General features: G+C 66.7%; 12 protein-coding genes. 5 read left to right on the plus strand and 7 right to left on the minus strand.

The features are described 5' to 3' along the window. Positions 1-11: 11 nt before the first annotated feature. Positions 12-1,736, minus strand: coding sequence for a DUF5597 domain-containing protein (locus tag IP65_RS07570; protein WP_022674700.1), 1,725 nt, complete (start codon positions 1,734-1,736; stop codon positions 12-14). A gap of 156 nt (positions 1,737-1,892) precedes the next feature. Here IP65_RS07570 and IP65_RS07575 point away from each other — a divergent pair, with 156 nt between their 5' ends. From IP65_RS07575 to IP65_RS07590, 4 genes are read left to right on the plus strand one after another with little or no spacing between them, the layout of a single operon-like run. After that, the gene (locus IP65_RS07575) at positions 1,893-3,023 is read left to right on the plus strand and encodes a fumarylacetoacetate hydrolase family protein (protein WP_022674699.1); all 1,131 of its coding nucleotides are present in this window, start codon (positions 1,893-1,895) and stop codon (positions 3,021-3,023) included. Then, positions 3,020-3,814 carry an SDR family NAD(P)-dependent oxidoreductase gene (locus IP65_RS07580; protein ID WP_022674698.1) on the plus strand — a complete coding sequence of 265 codons (795 nt, stop codon included), beginning with the start codon at positions 3,020-3,022 and terminating at the stop codon, positions 3,812-3,814. Before IP65_RS07575 ends, IP65_RS07580 begins: the two co-directional genes overlap by 4 nt. Continuing rightward, positions 3,805-4,719, plus strand: a complete 915-nt coding sequence (locus tag IP65_RS07585; RefSeq protein ID WP_022674697.1) for an SMP-30/gluconolactonase/LRE family protein — start codon at positions 3,805-3,807, stop codon at positions 4,717-4,719. The genes IP65_RS07580 and IP65_RS07585 overlap by 10 nt, the downstream gene beginning before the upstream one ends. Before the next feature lie 23 nt (positions 4,720-4,742). Beyond that, positions 4,743-6,155, plus strand: a complete 1,413-nt coding sequence (locus IP65_RS07590) for a sugar porter family MFS transporter (RefSeq protein ID WP_022674696.1) — start codon at positions 4,743-4,745, stop codon at positions 6,153-6,155. A 44-nt stretch (positions 6,156-6,199) separates the two neighbouring features. Here the strand turns inward: IP65_RS07590 and IP65_RS07595 are convergent, their stop codons facing one another. Then, on the minus strand, positions 6,200-7,243 hold the full coding sequence (locus IP65_RS07595; RefSeq protein ID WP_231627603.1) for a glycoside hydrolase family 5 protein: 1,044 nt from the start codon (positions 7,241-7,243) through the stop codon (positions 6,200-6,202). Positions 7,244-7,594: 351 nt separating this feature from the next. Next, positions 7,595-8,236 carry a hypothetical protein gene (locus tag IP65_RS07600; RefSeq protein WP_082349931.1) on the minus strand — a complete coding sequence of 214 codons (642 nt, stop codon included), beginning with the start codon at positions 8,234-8,236 and terminating at the stop codon, positions 7,595-7,597. Between the two features lie 297 nt (positions 8,237-8,533). Here IP65_RS07600 and IP65_RS07605 point away from each other — a divergent pair, with 297 nt between their 5' ends. Further along, on the plus strand, positions 8,534-9,700 hold the full coding sequence (locus tag IP65_RS07605; RefSeq protein ID WP_197279231.1) for a lactonase family protein: 1,167 nt from the start codon (positions 8,534-8,536) through the stop codon (positions 9,698-9,700). On the opposite strand, the gene IP65_RS07610 is transcribed toward IP65_RS07605, so the two are convergent. The 4 genes from IP65_RS07610 to IP65_RS07625 all read right to left on the minus strand — a co-directional run bounded on the left by IP65_RS07610 (position 9,666) and on the right by IP65_RS07625 (position 17,772). Continuing rightward, complete coding sequence (locus tag IP65_RS07610; protein ID WP_054131302.1) at positions 9,666-12,770, minus strand: efflux RND transporter permease subunit; 3,105 nt, start codon at positions 12,768-12,770, stop codon at positions 9,666-9,668. The two genes, IP65_RS07605 and IP65_RS07610, sit on opposite strands and share 35 nt — an antisense overlap. Further along, complete coding sequence (locus IP65_RS07615; protein ID WP_054131303.1) at positions 12,770-13,780, minus strand: hypothetical protein; 1,011 nt, start codon at positions 13,778-13,780, stop codon at positions 12,770-12,772. Before IP65_RS07615 ends, IP65_RS07610 begins: the two co-directional genes overlap by 1 nt. Continuing rightward, positions 13,771-15,168 carry a TolC family protein gene (locus IP65_RS07620; RefSeq protein WP_231627604.1) on the minus strand — a complete coding sequence of 466 codons (1,398 nt, stop codon included), beginning with the start codon at positions 15,166-15,168 and terminating at the stop codon, positions 13,771-13,773. The genes IP65_RS07615 and IP65_RS07620 overlap by 10 nt, the downstream gene beginning before the upstream one ends. Positions 15,169-15,381: 213 nt before the next feature. Next, complete coding sequence (locus IP65_RS07625) at positions 15,382-17,772, minus strand: TonB-dependent receptor (protein ID WP_054131304.1); 2,391 nt, start codon at positions 17,770-17,772, stop codon at positions 15,382-15,384. Positions 17,773-17,802 lie beyond the last annotated feature (30 nt).

The raw sequence follows: 17,802 nt of genomic DNA on the forward strand, positions 1-17,802 counted from the left end.
GGCCGCCTGCCTCAATGCTCGGCGCCGGCTGCGATCACGCCGGTGCCTTTCATCCGCGCATAGCGGACCTTGAGCACCTGGCCGATGCTGGTGAAGTTGAAGCCATAGTCGATCTGATCACCGTTCCACACCCGATCGAACACCCAGACCTGCCCGCCCTTGCCGTCCGGGGCGTAATGCCCTTCCTCGGCACGCAGCAGAGTGAGCGTTTCGCCGGGCGCGGGCGTGGCGAGATTGAGCGTGACCCGCGTGTCGAACCCAGTGATGAGGAATTCATCCGGGCCAAGCTGGGCAATGGCCGCGCCGCCGGTGGGATGCGGATTGCCGCGCGGCGGATCGAAGCCGAACGCATCCTGGCCAAAGCCCAGCGTCGCCTTGTAGCGGCCAATCAGCAGTTCGCGCTTGTGGCCCGCCGCCGGATCGGCCGGTTCGCTGGCCGCGTGCACCTGTCCTTGCGCCGCCGCCTTGGCCCAGACCGCCTGCATCGGGGCAAACAGGTGATAGATCCGGGCAAAGCCGTTGATCGTGTCGTCGATCCCCTTGGCGCCCAGCGGAAAGTTGTAATAGCCGGTCTGGTCCATCCCGAACGGGGAATAGCCGATCGTGCCCTTGCCCAGCGCGTCCCAGAAAAAGCGCGCATATTCCGCGTCGTTGCCGATTTCGGGGACCATCAACGGGTTGTCTGGCCGGCCATAGAGATCGAGATAGGCGTGCACCGCCTTTTCATCGCGGTTGTAGATATCGGGCGCCACCAGATCGAGCGCGGGCGCAGCCACCTTGTAGATATCGATCACGTGGTGCACCGGGCCGCCGCTGGAATAGGTCGTCGCGCTCTGTCGGCCAAATGCCGATGCGAGCGCGGCATTGGCATACATCGGCAGGTTCTTTTCCGCCTTGCCGGCCTTGGCCACGGTATTGAGATAGCTGGCGACATACCACGCCTGGAAATATTCGTCGGCGTCGCTGCCAAAGGCCTGGGCCCAGGTCTGCCCGGCCGGCTTGCCATAGTGTTTGAGCAGCGCCTGCGGCGCCGGGCCGGCAAACAGCTTTTGCGCCATCGGCGAAAAGTCGCGCACGTTGCCATAGCTGCCGACCTCGTTTTCCACCTGCATCATGATGACGGTGTTCTGCGGGTCGATCTGGGCGATGTGGTGCATCAGTGCGGCAAAGGCGCGGGTATCGGCCTTGAGCGTTTCGCTGCCCAGCGGGCTCATCGCATAGTGCACATCGCCCTTGGCCGTGAGCATATGGGGAAAGCGCTTGGGATCGAGCTTGACCCATTCCGGGGCATAGGCCGGCGCGGTGTTCTTCCACGTGGCAAACCACAGCAGGATCAGGCGCTTGTCATGCTTGCGCGCCTCCCCCACGACATGATCGACCCAGGAAAAGTCGAACTGCCCCTCGCGCGGCTCGATCTGCTCCCAGGCGACCGGGATTTCCAGTGTGTTGGCGCCCATGGCATCGATCGTGGGCCATACTTTCTTGAGCGGCTCGGGATAGTTGCTGGAATTGTTGGCTTGGGCGCCCAGCATCAGGAACGGCGCGCCATCGACCATCAGCATCGCGCCCTTCGCGGTGCGCTCTATGCGGGGAAGGGGGGCGGCGGTCGGCGAAGCAGCGCCTTGCGCCTGCGCCGCCATCGGCGCCATCAGGCTGGCCAGGGCCGCGATCAGGGTCTTGGCCGCGCGCCGGCGAGGCCGAATTTCCGTTTGGCTGTTGGGCACAACACCAAGCATCGTCTTCTCCCTGTTGGTAAGTTCGGCTCTGGCCCAGGGCGGACCGGCCGTGTTCTTTGCCGTGCCAATTCAAAACCACTTGACAGCGAGCCGCATTGCATGATGGTAGCGCTATCAGAATTTGTCAACGATTGCCCGAGGGTTGGGGAGAAGGAAATGGACGGGGTGTCATCCATCGCAGCGCTGCTGCCGGCAGACTGGGAATCCGGGCGATTCCTCGGGCGGGTGGAAACCGCGGCCGGGCCAAGCCCGATTCTGGTGGAGCAGGGCGTGGCCTATGACATGGCCGGCGTGGCGCCCACCGTTGCCCAGCTCGTCGACATGCTGCCGCTCGACGCCAGCGCCGGGGTCGCGCTCGGCCGGCTCGATTCGCTGGCGCTGCCGCTGCTCAGCCCGATCGACCTGCAGTGCGTGAAAGCCTGCGGGGTAACTTTCGCCACCTCCACCCTGGAACGCGTGATCGAGGAACGCGCGCGGGGCGATGCTGGCAAGGCGCAGGAAATCCGCGCCCGCATCGAAGACCGCGTTGGTGGCTCGATCCGCTCGGTCGTGCCCGGTTCGGCCGAGGCAGAGGCGCTCAAGGCGCTGCTGATCGAGGATGGCCTTTGGTCGCAATACCTGGAAGTGGCGATCGGGCCCTATGCCGAGGTGTTTACCAAGGCGCCGGTGCTGGCGACCGTTGGCCCGCTTGCCGAAATCGGCGTGCGCAGCGATTCGACCTGGAACAATCCCGAACCCGAAGTGGTCCTGCTGGTCAATGCTGCCGGCACGGTGGTGGGTGCCACGCTGGGCAACGACGTGAACCTGCGCGATATCGAAGGGCGCAGCGCGCTGTTGCTGGGCAAGGCCAAGGATAACAACGCCTCGTGCTCGCTCGGGCCGCTGGTCCGCCTGTTCGATGATGGCTTCACGCTCGACGATGTGCGCCAGGCCGAGGTGGACCTGCTGATCGAAGGCACCGATGGCTATCGCCTGGAAGGCCATTCCAGCATGAACCAGATCAGCCGCGATCCGCTCGACCTGGTGCGCCAGACCTTGAGCGAACATCACTATCCCGATGGTTTCTGCCTGTTCCTGGGCACGCTGTTTGCCCCGGTGCAGGATCGCGACGATCCCGGCCGCGGCTTTACCCACAAGGTGGGCGATGTGGTGACGATCGCCACCCCGCGCCTGGGCAAGCTGGTCAATACCGTGGTCACCTGTCCGCAGGCCGCGCCCTGGACCATGGGCATCACCGCGTTTTATGCCAACCTGGCGCAGCGCGGCCTGCTGGGGCGCGCGGCATGAGCGGCGCCAATGGCGCGCTCAACGGTGCATCCCACCGCGCGATCTATCCCAGCCTGGCCGGCAAGCGCGTATTCATCAGCGGTGGCAGCAGCGGCATCGGGGAAGGCCTGGTGGAAGCCTTCGTGGCCCAGGGCGCTCATGTCGCGTTCTGCGACATCGCCCAAGAGCAGGGCGAGGCCGTGGCGGCGCGGCTGGGCAACAGCGCCGCGCCCGCGCCGCTGTTCCTGCCCTGCGACTTGCGCGATGCCGATGCGATCGCCGCGATGATGGCGCAGGTAGAGGCGCAGTTGGGCGGGATCGACGTGGTGATCAACAACGCCGCCAACGATGATCGCCATGCCGTGGACGAGGTTTCGCCCGCCTATTGGGACGAGCGGATGGCGGTGAACCTCAAGCACCAGTTCTTCGTCACCCAGGCCGCCGTGCCGGCGATGAAGCGCGCCGGTGGCGGTGCCGTGATCAACCTCGGGTCGATCAGCTGGCACCTGGGCCTGCCCGATCTGGTGATCTACCAGACGGCGAAAGCCGCGATCGAGGGATTGACCCGTGGCCTGGCGCGCGAGCTGGGCCGCGACAATATCCGCGTGACCGCGATCATTCCCGGCAACGTCAAGACTCCGCGCCAGGAACAGTGGTACACGCCCGAGGGTGAGGCCGAGATCGTGGCTTCGCAATGCCTTGATGGGCGGCTGATGCCGGCCGATGTGGCCGCGCTGGCGCTGTTCCTCGCCTCTGACGATGCGCGCCTGATCACCGGGCACGAATACTGGGTCGACGCCGGATGGCGTTGAGCGCAGCGCACGTTCCGGCCCATGTCCCGGTCATCGCCGGGGCGACGCCGCAGGCGGTGTGGCCACTGGCGGCCACGCTGGGTGAAGGCCCGGTATGGGCCGCGCACGAAGGCGCGCTGTGGTTCGTCGATATCAAGGCGCCGGCGATCCATCGCATTGTCCCGGCAAGCGGTGAAACCGCCACGTGGCCGGCGCCCGCGCAAGTGGGCTGGGTGTTGCCCTGCGCCGATGGCACGCTGCTGGCCGGCTTGCAAACCGGCGTGCACCGCTTCGATCCGGCAAGCGGCATTTTTACCCTGCTCTGCGCGCCCGAGGCGCATCTGCCGGGCAACCGCCTCAACGATGCCACGGTCGCGGCCGATGGCGCGGTTTGGCTGGGCTCGATGGACGATGCCGAAACCGACGAAAGCGGGCGGATCTATCGCCTCGATCAAGATGGCTGCATTGATAGCGGGCTGCCGCCGGTTTCGATCACCAATGGGCCCGCCTTCTCGCCCGATGGGCACACGCTCTACCACCACGATACGCTGGGCCGGCGCATCTGGGCGAGCATGGTGCACGACGGGCGTGTGACCGGCACCCGCCTGTTTGCGCAAATCGAGGACGGCGCCGGCTATCCGGATGGACCGGTGGTGGACGCGCAAGGCTGCCTGTGGGTTGGCCTCTTCGCCGGTTGGGCCGTGCGCCGCTACGACCCGGCGGGAAAATTGATCGGCGTCGTGCCATTTCCCGTGGCCAACGTGACCAAGGTTGCGTTCGGTGGTCCGGATTTGCGCACCGCCTATGCCACCACGGCAACCAAGGGCCTGAGCACGGCAGAGCGCGCGGCCCAGCCATTGGCGGGTGCGCTCTTCGCCTTCGATCCCGGGGTGGCCGGCTTACCGGCCCATCTCGCGCGGGTATAAAAAGACATATGGGAGAGGACAGGATGAACGATTTGGCACCAAGCGCGGTCAACATGCGCCTGATCGGCGCCATCGTGGCGGTGGCCACGATCGGCGGCTTCATGTTCGGCTATGATTCCGGGGTGATCAACGGCACGCAAAAGGGCCTTGAGGCTGCGTTCGAACTGGGCAAGGTGGGCATCGGTGTCAATGTCGGCGCCATTCTCGTCGGCTCTTCGATCGGCGCATTCGGGGCCGGGCGCCTGGCCGACCAGATCGGCCGGCGCGGGGTGATGAAGCTGGCGGCGGTGCTGTTTCTGGCCAGCGCGATCCTCGCTGGCGCTGCCGGCTCTTCGCTCATCTTCATCGTCGCACGGGTGATCGGCGGGCTGGGCGTGGGCGCGGCCAGCGTGATTTCGCCAGTCTATATTTCAGAAGTGGTGCCGGCCAACGTGCGCGGGCGCCTGTCGAGCGTGCAGCAGGTGATGATCATCACCGGGCTGACCGGCGCCTTTATCGTCAACTATATCCTGGCGCATGTTGCGGGAGAATCCACGGCAATCCTGTGGGCCGGGCAGCCGGCGTGGCGCTGGATGTTCTGGCTGCAGGCGCTGCCGGCGGCGATCTATTTCCTCGCGCTCATGGGCATTCCGGAAAGCCCGCGCTATCTCGTGGCCAAGGGCGATGACGCTGGCGCGCATGCCGTGCTCGCCCGCCTGCTCGGTGCCGCCAGTGCCACCCGCACCGTTGCCGAAATCCGCCAGAGCCTGGCAGCAGACCACCACCGTCCCAAGCTTTCCGACCTGATCGACCGCGCCACCGGGCGCATCCGTCCGATCGTGTGGACGGGGATCGGCCTCGCCGTGTTCCAGCAACTGGTCGGCATCAACGTGGTGTTCTATTATGGCGCCACGCTGTGGCAGGCCGTGGGCTTTTCCGAAAGCTATGCGCTGCAAACCAACATCATTTCGGGCGTGGTGTCCATCGCGGGCTGCCTCGCCACGCTGCTGCTGGTCGATCGCATCGGGCGCAAGCCGCTGCTGCTCACCGGCTCGGCCGGCATGGCGGTGACGCTGGGGATCGTTGCCTGGGCGTTTTCGACGGCGGTGCATGGCGCCGGTGGCGCGGTGTCGCTGCCGGGCAACAATGGCGTGATCGCACTGCTGGCCGCCAATGCCTATGTCGTGTTCTTCAACATGAGCTGGGGCCCGATCATGTGGGTCATGCTCGGTGAAATGTTCCCCAACCAGATCCGCGGTTCGGGCCTGGCCGTCTCGGGCTTTGCCCAGTGGATCGCCAATGCGGCGATTTCGGTCAGCTTCCCCGCGCTGGTCGTCTCGCCGGGCCTGGCGGTCACCTATTCGTTCTATGCGGCGGCGGCGGCCGTGTCGTTCTTCTTCGTGCGCGCCATGGTCAACGAAACCAAGGGCGTGACGCTCGAACAGATGCAGGGCTGATTGCCGCGTACCGGGCCTGTTTCCGCCATGTGGAGCAGGCCCGGTCAGCGCTTGGGGCTGGTTTCCGGCAGACCGATCGCGCCGCGCAGGCCGGGAATCCACTGCCCCTTGTGGGAATCGAAGAACGGAAATGTGTTGGTATAGGCCCAGACGCAGATCGGCACGCCCAACGGGCGGAACGTTTTGAAAACGCTGCGGTAATAGGCGATGCGCTGGTCTGTGGGAATGGATTCGAACGCACCGGTTTCGCCCATCAGCGGGATCTTGCCGGTGCGCGCGACATAGGCCTTGATCCGCTGCACATCCACGGGCAGCCGCGCCAGATCGGCCGGCGTGCCATACGTCCGGCCCAGCGGCGGGGAGGGCGATACCCAGGTGGCACCCTGGTGGGTGAAGGCAAAGGGTTCGTAATAGTGGAACGTGGGCCAGACCTGCGGATCATCGGGCAGGTTCAGCGTGGCGAGCGAGGTGATATTGCTCCATTTCTCGCCGCCGATGATCACCGGGCGATTGGGATTGTGGCGGCGAATGGCCGCCAGCGCCGGCGCAAACGTGGCGACAAGATTGGCATTGTCGAGCGCATCCTTGGGTTCGTTCTCGATCTCGAACCACAAGGTCTGGCGCGGGCGGCTGGCATAGTGATCGGCGATCTGTTGCCACACAGCAGTAAACCACGGTTGGGCGCCCACCGGATCGGTGTTGATCGCCTCGAAATTGTGGCTGTTGAGAATGACTTTGAGCCCTGCGTGCAGGGCGCCATCCACCACCTGGTCCACCCGGGCGAACCACGCCGGATCAATCGTATAGGGCGGCGTTGCCAGGCTGTGGCTCGACCAGTTGACCGGCAGGCGCACCGTATCAAAGCCCGCTGCCTTGATCCGCGCGAAATCGGCCGCGCCGAGGCGATTGTGCTGGATTTCCCCGCCATGGGCCATGTCCAGGTGGTTGCCCAGGTTGATGCAGGTGGCCATCGGCAGGCTGGCCGGCTTGCGGGCCATGGCTGTGTGCGGCGCAAACGCGGCACCGGCGAGCAGCAGCGTGGCGAGAGCCTGGCGCATCGGCGCAGGAAAGCGAGGCATTGCAGGCATCGTCATTCGCCTCCATCATCGCCGGACAGCGGCCACGTGGCCGGTCGGCGAGTGTGCAGTGCCAGCTATGGCGTGCCAAGCCTGTGACGGCAAAGGATTATGTGGCAAAGCCAGGCCAGTGCCACATGACATAGCCTGCGCCGCTAGTTCCATAATAAAGGTTATGTTAAATGAAGCTTTCGGTCAGTTGCATGCTGTGCAACCGTACTGGCCTGTTTCGCACTTGCGGAATATGCTGAAATCACCCATTTGGAACGGGCCTTTCAGGCATCCTCTCCCAAACTTTCAAAGGCCAGCCTTCGGGCTGGCCATTTTTTTGTCTGCAGCACGCATCAACCAGGTGTTGGTGGTTCAGGCCACGTGGCCAAGTGCGCGTTTGACCGCTGGTATAATAGTATAAACCGCTTCACGCTGCGCGCCGCGGTTTTTATGGTCGACGCAATAGCCCTGGTAATGCCGCCGAATCAGCCCGGCGCGCACCAGATCGGACACTGCGCGGCTGACATTGGTGCGCCCGGAATGGCGCAGCCGATCCCGCAATTCGGTGGCGATGGCCTGTTCGGCCTGCGCCGGATCAGCCGGCAATGTCCCTTTCCGCGCCAGTTGTCCGCGCACTTCTTCCACCACGGCGCGCCGCCGGGCATCACGCTGTGCCATCGGGATCAGGGCATCGCTCAACCAGTCGCGCACGGGAATGGCTTGGCCCCCTTCGCGCACATAGGGCCCCGCGCTGTCTGACGTGCCGGCAGCTCGGGCAATCAGATTGAGCACCATGAAGGTATAGCGCGGCCGGGTGGATACTTCGGCCAGCTTTTCCAGTACGGCCGGCAGGTCGATGTCATGCGGCGGCTGGACCCGCGCCGCATCGGCGGCGCCATCCGACCCAGCCACGGGTGCGCCCTTCCCCGCCAGCGCACGCCTTGTCCGCCGTCCGGCCCGTGAGGGCGGCAGCGACGTGGCAGGCTCCGAGGCAAAGAGATCGGGCTGAAACATGCGAACATTTCAAGCACAAACCGCCGCCCTTGTGAATCCCCTGGATGCACGCGCGGCCAGGCCCGTGTCGATTAGCCAGTGGTGACACTTTACCCAAGCGCCTAGGTAAAGTGTCAGTCGTGGCGCTTCGCAGGGCGCGCTGCGGCCGACGGTGCGCTCTAATGCTGCCAAACATGGTGGCCCCAACCAGTTGATGGATGCGGCCTAACTGGCCGCCTGACCTGCTGCGCCCTTGACGGCGGCCGGCGCAACGGCCAGTCCGCGATCGGTTTGGTTTCGATAGAGGGCAGCGCGGATATGGGTTTCAAGGTCTTGGCGCAAAGCCTGGCGACCGCGATGGTTGCAGCGCTGCTCGTTCCCGGTGCGGCCGGGGCCGAACCGCTGCTGGTCGGTGGCTATACCGGCGGGGGCGGCCAAGGCATTGCCGTCTATGATTTCGATGCCCGCACCGGCCATATCGCCGCACGGCCGCAGCAGGTCATGCCGGCGAGCAATCCGTCGTGGCTGACGCTTTCGGCAGACAAGCACCACCTCTATGCGGTGAACGAAAACAGCGACGGCCAGCCCGATCCGGTTGGCCGGGCATCGGCCTATCGCGTCGATCCGCGCAGCGGGCGCCTCGCGTTCCTCAACCGCGTCGGGTCACTGGGTGCAGAACCCACCCACGCCAGCCTCAGCCGCGATGGCCGTTTCCTGTTCATTGCCAACTATTCGGTTTCGGCCGATCCGGGCGGCACGCTGGCCGTGGCCCCGGTTCTGGCCGATGGCCGCCTGGCGCCAGTGGCGCAGATCAAGACCCACCGCGCCAGCATGGTCGACGTCGATCGCCAGGCTTCGCCCCATGTTCACTCAGTGGTCTCGTCGCCGGATGGCCAGTTTGTGTTTGCCCAGGATCTGGGCGCCGATCGCATTCAGATCTACCGCTATGACGCGGCGCATGCCGAGCATCCGCTCAGCGCGCTGCCGGGGCAGCCATTCCTCGCCCTGCCGCCGGGTTCGGGCCCGCGTCACATGGTCTTTGCGCCCGGTGGACGGCAGGCCTATGTCACGCTGGAAATGGCCGGCGCGGTGGCCGTGCTCGATCATGCCGATGGGCATCTTGCCCTGCGCAAGGTTATCCCGCTCACCCCGCCCGGCTTTGCCGGCAAGGTAGGCGCGGCAGCACTGCATCTCTCACCCGATGGGCGCTTTCTGGCGGTGACCGATCGCGGCACCGACAATGTACTGGTCAGCTTTGCCATCGACCCGGCCGATGGCAGCCTGCGCCAGGTCGATCGCCGCGCGGTGGGAGGCGTCCAGCCGCGCGAATTCACCTTTTCGCCCGATGGCCGCTTCGTGCTGGTGGGCAACCAGGGCAGCAATGCCATCGTCGTGTTCCGCCGCGATCCGCAGACCGGGGTGGTGGGCGAAAGGGTTCAGACGGTGCCGTTCAGTCAGCCATCGGCGCTGGTGTTACTGCGCTGAACCGCCAGCGCCACACCAGCGCGGGCAACAGCAGCAGAGTCAGCAGCAGCGAGGTGGCAAGGCCGCCCAGGATCACCACGGCCATCGGTCCCTGGATTTCGCGGCCGGATTGGCCGGTTTCGATCGCCACGGGCAGCAGGGCAAAGGCGGTGACCAGCGCGGTAAGCAGGATTGGCGTCACCCGCTCGCGCGTGGCTTCGAGCAGGGTGTCGAGCGTCCACGGCCGCCCTTCCCCCAGCACCAGTTGATCGACATGGGCAACCAGCAGGATGGCATTGCGTGCGGAAATCCCGAACAGCGCGATGAAGCCGACCAGCGCGCCCAGCGAAACCACGCCCCCGGTCAACGCCACGGCCAGCACGCCCCCGGCCATTGCCGGCGGCATCCCCGCCAGGATCAGCAAGGCCGGCCGTACCCCGCCAAAGGCCAGGATCAACAGCGCGACCATCGCCACGCCCGCTAAGGCCACATGCGCGAGCAACTGGCGCTGCGCCGCTGCCGCGCCTTCAGCCGTGCCCGCCCAGGACAGGAACACGCCGGGCGGCAAGGCCACATCGCGGGCGATGCGCGCTTGTGCGGCCTTGACCACATCCGCCACGGCATGGCCGGGCACGACATTGGCCGTGACAATCTGCCGACGCAGCCCGCCCTCATGCGCGATCAGTGCGCGCGCCTCCCCCGGTGAGATCGTGGCGATATCAGCGAGGCGCACCGCGCCGCCGCTGGCCCCGCCGGCCGAGGCGCGCACCAGTGTGTCGCCCAAGGCCTCGGGATCGCGGCGCAAGTCTGGCGGCAGCGTGACGGCAACATCGATCGCGCGATCGGCCAGCACGACCTGGCCCACCGTCTGCCCGGCGAAGGTGGCGCGAATGGCATCGCCAGCATCGGCCGCGGTTACGCCGTGCAGCGCCATGCGTGCGGGATCGAGCGTAACCCCCAGCATCGGCGTGCCGGGTGCAGCCTTCATGGTCACATCGGTGGCGCCGGGCACGCTGCGCAACGCCGCGGCGATCGTGGCGCCGGTGCGATCGAGTGTGTCGAGATCGGCCCCCTGCACGCTGATCGCGATGGCGGCGGTTTCGCCTGAAAGGCTTTCGCTGATGCGGTCACCCAGGAATGTCGTCACCTCGCCCTGCAACGCCGGGGTGGCGGCCAGGGCGGCGCGAATTTCAGCCAGCGCGGTGTCTTCGCCCCGCCCGCCCACCGATTTCAGGCGCAGGTGAAACTCGCCCTGGCTCGGCGGCCAGGTATCTTCGCCCGCTTCAGCGCGGCCGATCTGCTCTTCCACGCTCAAGACCTCGGGAATGGCGAGCAGCCGGCGCGACAGCTCTTCCCCGGTGCTGCGCATCCAGGCGAGCGAGGCGCCCGGCGGGCCGCTCACCTGTAACACATAGTGCTGCTCGCGAAACGTGGGCAAAAGCTCGCTGCCGAACGACAGCGTTCCGACGAGTGCCAGCGCGCCCAGCGTCGCAATCGCCCCGGCGGCCACGCCGGGCCGCGCGCAAAGCCGGCGCATCAGCCCTTCGTGCCAATTCTTGAACCGTTCGAGCAGCGCCGGTTCGGCCACCGGGTTGCGCCCGCGCAATAGCATCAGCGCCAGCGCCGGCGTTACCGACAGCGCGACCACCAGCGAGGCCATCGTGGCGAGCAGGAACGCCAGGCCCAGCGGCGCGAAGAACGCGCCTTGCAGGCCGGTCAACAGGATCACCGGCAGCATGGTGAGCGCCAGTACGAACGTGGCATGGACCACCGGCGCGCGCACTTCGATCGAGGCGGCGGCGATGATCGCGCGGCGGTCGGCTTCGTCAGTCACGCCGCGCAGTCGGCGCACGATATTCTCGATATCGACGATGGCATCGTCGATCACCACGCCCAGCGCGACGGCCAGGCCTCCCAGTGTCATCGTATTGATCGTCTGCCCGGTGCGATCGAGCACGATCAGCGCGGCGAGCAGCGACAGTGGGATCGATACGAACGCGATCATCACCACGCGCACATCGCGCAGGAATACCAGCAGCACGACAAAGACCATCACCGCGCCGATCGCGAGATCGACGGTGATGCCCGAAAGCGCGACTTCGACGAAGTTGGCCGGGCGATGCAGCGCCGGGTAAAGTGTCACGCCCTGCGCGCGCAAGGCCGGGGCAATATCGTTGATCGCGCGTTCCAGGGCGCGCGTGGTGTCGAGCGTGTTGGCGCCATATTGGCTCGACAGTGTCATCAGCACGCCGGGCTTGCCCATGATCAGCGCGTCGCCCACCGGCGGCGCAGCGGCATCCGCCACTTGCGCGACATCGCCGATGCGCACGGTCCCGCCCGGGCCGGTGGTCAACACGGCGGCGGCAATCTGCGCGCCGGTGGTGGCGCTGGGGCCAGGATCGACCAGGATGCGCTGGTTGGGCGTATCGGCAAAGCCGCCGCCGTTGACATTGACCGCCGCGCTCACTGCCTGGCCCAGATCGGCAAAGGTGATGCCGCGCGCGAGCAGGCGGGCGGGATCGGCGCGGACCTCGATGCGGCGCTGTTCCCCGCCAAACACGTTGGCCCGCGCCACGCCCGGCACCGAAAGCAGGCGCGGCTTGATCGTCCATTCCGCCAGGTCGCGCAGCTGCATCGGCGACAGGCGCTGGGACACCAAGCCGATCTTGAGCAGGTCCATCGTGGACGACACCAGCGGCGTCAGGCGCGGGGTATCGACGCCGGGCGGCAGGCGCGGAATCGCATCGGCCAGTGCTTCGGAAACCTGCTGGCGCGCGCGATAGGCGTCGTTGCCCTCGCGGAAGGTGATGTCGATTACCGACAGGCCCTGGATCGATTGCGAGCGCACCGTCTCCACGCCATTGGCGCCGTTGATCACCGCCTCGAGCGGGCGGGTGACCAGCATTTCCACCTGTTGCGGCGAAAGGCCCGGTGCCTCGGTCTGCACGCTGGCCTGGGGCGGCACGAATTCGGGAAACACGTCATAGGCTGCGCTGCGCAGCGTGGTCACGCCCAGCGCCAGCAGCACCACCGCGCCCAGCAGCACGAGCCAGGGATGGCGCAGCGATTGCCTGACCAGCGCCGACAGCATCAATCGTCCCCGCCGTCGGCCGAGGGCTGCGGCGCGGCGTGATCCAGGCCGAGCAGCGTGCCGGCGCCGGCGACGACCACCTGATCGCCGCCGTGCAGGCGCCCGATCGGCACGAACCAGCCGGGTGCCAGGGCGCGACCGTCTTCCAGCGGCACGCGTTCAAAGCGATCGGGGCTAGTGGCGCGCCACACGAACAGGCCGGCATCGGCGCGCACGATCGCGCTGCGGGGCACGATCACGCCCTGCCGCACCGGCCCGGTGGCCGAGGTGGTGGCCGCCAGAATGCGGCCCACGCCGATGCGCGGCGCTTGCGGGCCGGTCAGCAGCGCCAGCGCGCCGCCGCTCTGCAACTGGGTGTCCCCCGCTGCGGCCGGGCCAAGCACGCGCACCTGGGTGCTGCCTGGCGCCAGGTCGATCTGCACCATGGCCCCGGCGGGCGGCGCGCCGGCGGGGAAATCGAGGCGCAGGATCGCCACCTCGCCCCGGCTGGCCTGCCGCGCCAATGCTTCGGCCGCGCCGCAGCCCAGGTGCGACAGGCCGGCCCCGAATTCAAACGTCACACGCTGGCACGCCAGGTTGAGGCGGGCGGCGTCGGCGCGGGCCTGGGCGCGCGCGCTTTCCACCTCGCGCTGCGCGGCGCCGGCATCGGCCCCCGCCAATGCGGCCAGACGCGCGGCCTCCCTGGCAGAGGCGGACGCGGCCGCCCGCGCGCTGTCGATTTCTGCCCCGATCGCGGCCAGCGGGCCCAGATCGAGCGCCCGGGCATAGCCGGTTTCGCCCTGGCTCTGCGTCGTGGTGGCAAGCGCTGCGGTCACGATCCCGGCGCGCCGGCGTGTGGCATCGTCCACCACGAGTGCGCCCGTCGTGTTGGCGGGTGCGGCCGGCGCCGCGTGGGGCGCATCATCGCCATCGGGCGCCGCGAAATGGGCATAACCCCATCCGCCCAACGCGCCCAAGGCAATGCCGCCGCCGAGCAGCAGCGCGGAAAAGGCGCCGCGCCCTAGAGCCATGGTTGCACCAGTGCGGGGTCGATCATCGTTTCGGGTCCATCAAGCGGGCGCCGCAGCGCGTCTTCCAGGGCAAGATCGGCGCTGCGCACGCGGGTAAGCGCATCGACCTGGGCCAGTTGCGCTTCCTGCGCGGCGATCTGCGCGGCGGCCCAATCGGCCGTGCCGATCGCGCCGAGTTTCAACTGCAGGTTGGCCTTGTCGGCCGCGCGGGCCGTGGCGGGCAGCTCTTCCCCGCGCAGTCGGGCGAGCGCGCCTTGCGCGGCCGTGCGCTCGGTCTGCGCCGCCTCGATCGCGGCCTGGGCGTTGGCCAGCGTGGTCTCGATCGTGGCGCCGGCCTGGGCACGGTGCGCTTCAGCTGCGGCAATGGCAGCGCGGTTCAAGTCCCACGAGGGCAGCGAAAGGTTGAGCGCGAACGGCAGCTTCACCAGCCCACGCTCCCAGGTATAGCCCGGCCCCAGGCTGACGGCGGGATAGCGCTGCGCCACTTGCGCGCGCAGGTCAGCCTCGGCCTGGTCATAGCTGGCGAGCGCGCGCAGCACATCGGCGCGCGCGGCAATCGCCCTTGCCCGCTCCGCCGCCGACAGCGCCGGCAGGTTGGCCTGAGGCTCGGTGAAATCGTTCCACAGCAGCGCTTTACCATCAAGCGCACTGACTGGCACGCCCAGCACGCCGGCCACGGCCGCGCGCCCGCCAGCGGCCCGTGCGTGCGCATCATTGAGCGTGCGCAGCGCCGCCGCCCGGGCCGCGCGATAGGGATAGAGGTCAAGACTGGCGATCTCCCCGCGCCGCGCGCGGTCTTCCAGCACGGCCAGCTGTCGATCGCGCAGCGCCAGGATGTCGGTGCCCAGCCGCACTTGCTCGGCCCCGGCCATGGCATCGATCAAGCCGCGCTGCAGCGCCACGCGTTCGGACCAGACCATTTCGGCCAGATCCTGCCGGGCGACCAGCACGGCCAGGTCTGCCTTGGCCAGGCGCGCCGATCGCCGCCCGCCGATATCGAGCGGCAGGTTGACCGCGCCACCCAGCAGCCACGGCGAGGACGTGCTGGGATCGTTGGCATATTCGCTCGACAGCGTGAACGTGGGCGCGGCCACCTTGTGCGCGGCGCGGGCATCGCGCTGGGCGGAAAGCACCGCCGCGCGCGCCTCGGCCACGCGCGGGTCTTGCGCCAGGATCGCGGCGAAAAGGTCGAGCCGGTCGAGGCTGTCAGCCATCTGCGGCGCGGCAGGGGCAATGCCTTGGGCGATCTGGCGCAGCTTTGGCTCTTCAAGCTGTGTTGTAACCCGCGCTGCGCTGCGGGCCGTCAGGTTGACCGGCGCGGGCGGCACCGGCGCGCAGCCGGCCGTGGCGGTGAGCAAGGCAGCGGTGATGGATAGTCTGCGCCTCACTGTTTTCGCTTTTCTATTTCTGTGCTTGGCCGCGCACCACCCCCCGATCCCCTCCTCTAAAGAGGAGGGGGAGTACCGGGCAAAGCCCCCTCCTCTTTAGAGGAGGGGGTTGGGGGTGGTGCGAAGCCTCACGCAATATCGCCATTCCCTAGCAACACGGCGTAACCGCCCTGCCGCTTCAAGAAAAGTGACCATTGCGCAACATTGGCCCGATCAGAACGTGATGCGCGCATCCACCATGAATGAGCGCGGCGCCAGGAACTGGAACTGGTCGTCCACGCCATAGGTCTTGCCATTGGCGATCGAGGTGATCGCGCGGTTGTTGAACACGTTCGACACCGTGGCGCCGATGCGGAAGCGGTTGGCGATCATCTGGCTGATGGCAAACTCGCCCACGCCATAGGGCGCGATGCGATAGCTGCGTGGGCCAGTGGCGCCAGCGGTCGCTTCGGTGGCGTATTGCGGGCCGGTGAACTTCTGGCTGAACGATACGCGCGTGCCGTTGTGGTTGTAGAACGCACCCAGCGCGGCAGTGGAGAACGGCGCGCTGGCGATCTGTGCCCCGCTCGTGACCGAATGGGCATAGTTGTACGAACCATTGGCAAACAGCGTCAGGCCGGTGACGGGCACGAAGCTGACCTGGCCTTCCACACCCTTGTAGCGGACCTGGCCGATATTGACGAGCGCGTTGGAGGGCGCCCCGGTAGAGGTATCGGCGGCGATCTTGTTGTTGACGTTGATGATATAGCCATCGACGTCAACCGAGACGTGGCTGCCGTGCCACACCGTGCCGACCTGATAGTTGGTCGAGGTCTGCGGTTGCAGCTTGGCCAGGTTCTGCTGCTGCACGGCCTGGTCGGTCGAGGTGCCCGACGGCGTGTAGAAGCTCGACAGGTCAGGCACGTACATGCCCTGGGCATACTGGCCATAGAACGACCAGTTCTCCTTGGCCTGCCAGTTGATCGTGGCGAACGGCAGCGTCTTGGTCCAGGTGGCGGCCGTGTCGATCGGATTGCGGCTCTTCTGGTTGACCGGCCCGCTGATCGAGCGGTTGAAGTGCACGTACTTGACGCCCGGCGTGATCGACAGCGCCTCGATCGGGTGGAACTCGAACTCGGCAAACAGCTGGTACTGGTTCCACTTGGAATATTGCAGGTAGTTGATGTTGGCATAGGCCGCGCTGGGCAGCGTGCCGACGCCGGTTACCGGCGCAAACTTTTCGTTGTACGACGGCATGCCGGTGGTGCGATCAAGGTCAAACCGCGCGCGGTCGGTGTCGGCGTGCTCATACCAGCCGCCCACGCGGATCTTGCCGAGCGCGAAATCATAATTGACCTGGCCAATATAGCCCAGCACGCGATACTTGTTGAGCTTGTAGTACCCCGGAATATCGCCCGCCACCGTCGTGGTCTTGTACGGCGAAGCCACCGTGCCAGCGCCGCTCAGCGCCAGAACCGAGCCGGTGTTCCCCGACATTGTGTTGTTGGTATAGCCATACATATAGGCGCGGTTGTCGAGCGACAGGCCCGGTGCCAGCTTGCTCTGCAGGCGGATGTACGAGAAATCGGTGGTCTTTTCGGTACGATTGTACTTCCAGTAATCCTGCTTGGTCGGATCACTGCCCAGGCCATAGTTGAGGCCATATTGCCCGATCTGCGAGGTGGGCGTGCAGTTGTCAGCCGTCAGCTGCGTGCCGGCGGCCAGCGCGGTGCCGCCGGTGCCACAGGTGGCGCCCTTCTGCAGGTCGGACTGGTAATAGAAGTTGCGGTTCCACGTGCTGAGCAGCGTCAGCGTGTTGGCCGTGCCGATCGGGATCACCGCCTTGGCGAACAGGTTCTTGGAATTGACCGGCGAATTGGTCAGCGCGCCGTCCGAACGCAGGAACTGCCCGGCGAGCACGAACTTGGCGCCGCCCAGCTTGTCGATCGCGCCGCTCTGGAATTCGCCGCGGCCGATGAAAGTGTTCCAGTTGCCGAGCAGGCCCTGGACCTGGCCGCCCATCTGGTCGCTCACCGCGCGCGAATACATGTTGATGTTGCCGCCATAGGTGGCCTGGCCCAGCTGGCTGGCATTGCCCGGGCCGCGATCGACCACGACGGTTTCGATCGTGGTGGTGGGGAAGAACGCAGTGGAATGGTGCGTCGGGTTGTTGGTGTCGGCAAACGGGATCGAGTCATAGGTGACGTTGTAATCGCCATCCTGGAAGCCGCGGATCGTCGCCTTGGTTTCGGTAAAGCCGGTGCCGTTGTTGCTGCCCGAAATGCTCACGCTGGGGGTCAGCGCGATCAGCTGGTTGAAATCCGACGCGGCGTTGGCGTTGTCGATGAATTCGCGGCTGACCGCGGCCTGAGGCTGCGTGGTGGTGAGCGAGGCGGTGATCGGCGCCACTTGCGCGGCGCGGCTGCCGGTCACGATGATGTCGGACGAGGTGAGCGACTGCGCGTCGTTGGCCTGGCCGGCCTGGTTGGCGGTGGTCGATTGCGGGTCGGATGCGGCCGGGGCCGCTTCTGCGGCGGCAGTGGCGGGGGCATCGGCTGCGTGGGCCGTGCAGGCGAGCAGGCTGGAGGCGGCCAGCAGGGCGGCGCGCAGGGGGTGCTTGATCATGATGTTCCTCAATTTATCATCAGGAAGAAG

Source organism: Novosphingobium sp. AAP1, assembly GCF_001295765.1.
In the GTDB taxonomy this organism is placed as follows: domain Bacteria; phylum Pseudomonadota; class Alphaproteobacteria; order Sphingomonadales; family Sphingomonadaceae; genus Novosphingobium; species Novosphingobium capsulatum.

Bases quoted from the DNA above. Each gene is read 5' to 3' on its own strand.
- IP65_RS07570 (WP_022674700.1), bottom strand. From the start codon at position 1,736: ATGCTTGGTGTTGTGCCCAACAGCCAAACGGAAATTCGGCCTCGCCGG.
- IP65_RS07575 (WP_022674699.1), top strand. From the start codon at position 1,893: ATGGACGGGGTGTCATCCATCGCAGCGCTGCTGCCGGCAGACTGGGAA.
- IP65_RS07580 (WP_022674698.1), top strand. From the start codon at position 3,020: ATGAGCGGCGCCAATGGCGCGCTCAACGGTGCATCCCACCGCGCGATC.
- IP65_RS07585 (WP_022674697.1), top strand. From the start codon at position 3,805: ATGGCGTTGAGCGCAGCGCACGTTCCGGCCCATGTCCCGGTCATCGCC.
- IP65_RS07590 (WP_022674696.1), top strand. From the start codon at position 4,743: ATGAACGATTTGGCACCAAGCGCGGTCAACATGCGCCTGATCGGCGCC.
- IP65_RS07595 (WP_231627603.1), bottom strand. From the start codon at position 7,243: ATGCCTGCAATGCCTCGCTTTCCTGCGCCGATGCGCCAGGCTCTCGCC.
- IP65_RS07600 (WP_082349931.1), bottom strand. From the start codon at position 8,236: ATGTTTCAGCCCGATCTCTTTGCCTCGGAGCCTGCCACGTCGCTGCCG.
- IP65_RS07605 (WP_197279231.1), top strand. From the start codon at position 8,534: ATGGGTTTCAAGGTCTTGGCGCAAAGCCTGGCGACCGCGATGGTTGCA.
- IP65_RS07610 (WP_054131302.1), bottom strand. From the start codon at position 12,770: ATGCTGTCGGCGCTGGTCAGGCAATCGCTGCGCCATCCCTGGCTCGTG.
- IP65_RS07615 (WP_054131303.1), bottom strand. From the start codon at position 13,780: ATGGCTCTAGGGCGCGGCGCCTTTTCCGCGCTGCTGCTCGGCGGCGGC.
- IP65_RS07625 (WP_054131304.1), bottom strand. From the start codon at position 17,772: ATGATCAAGCACCCCCTGCGCGCCGCCCTGCTGGCCGCCTCCAGCCTG.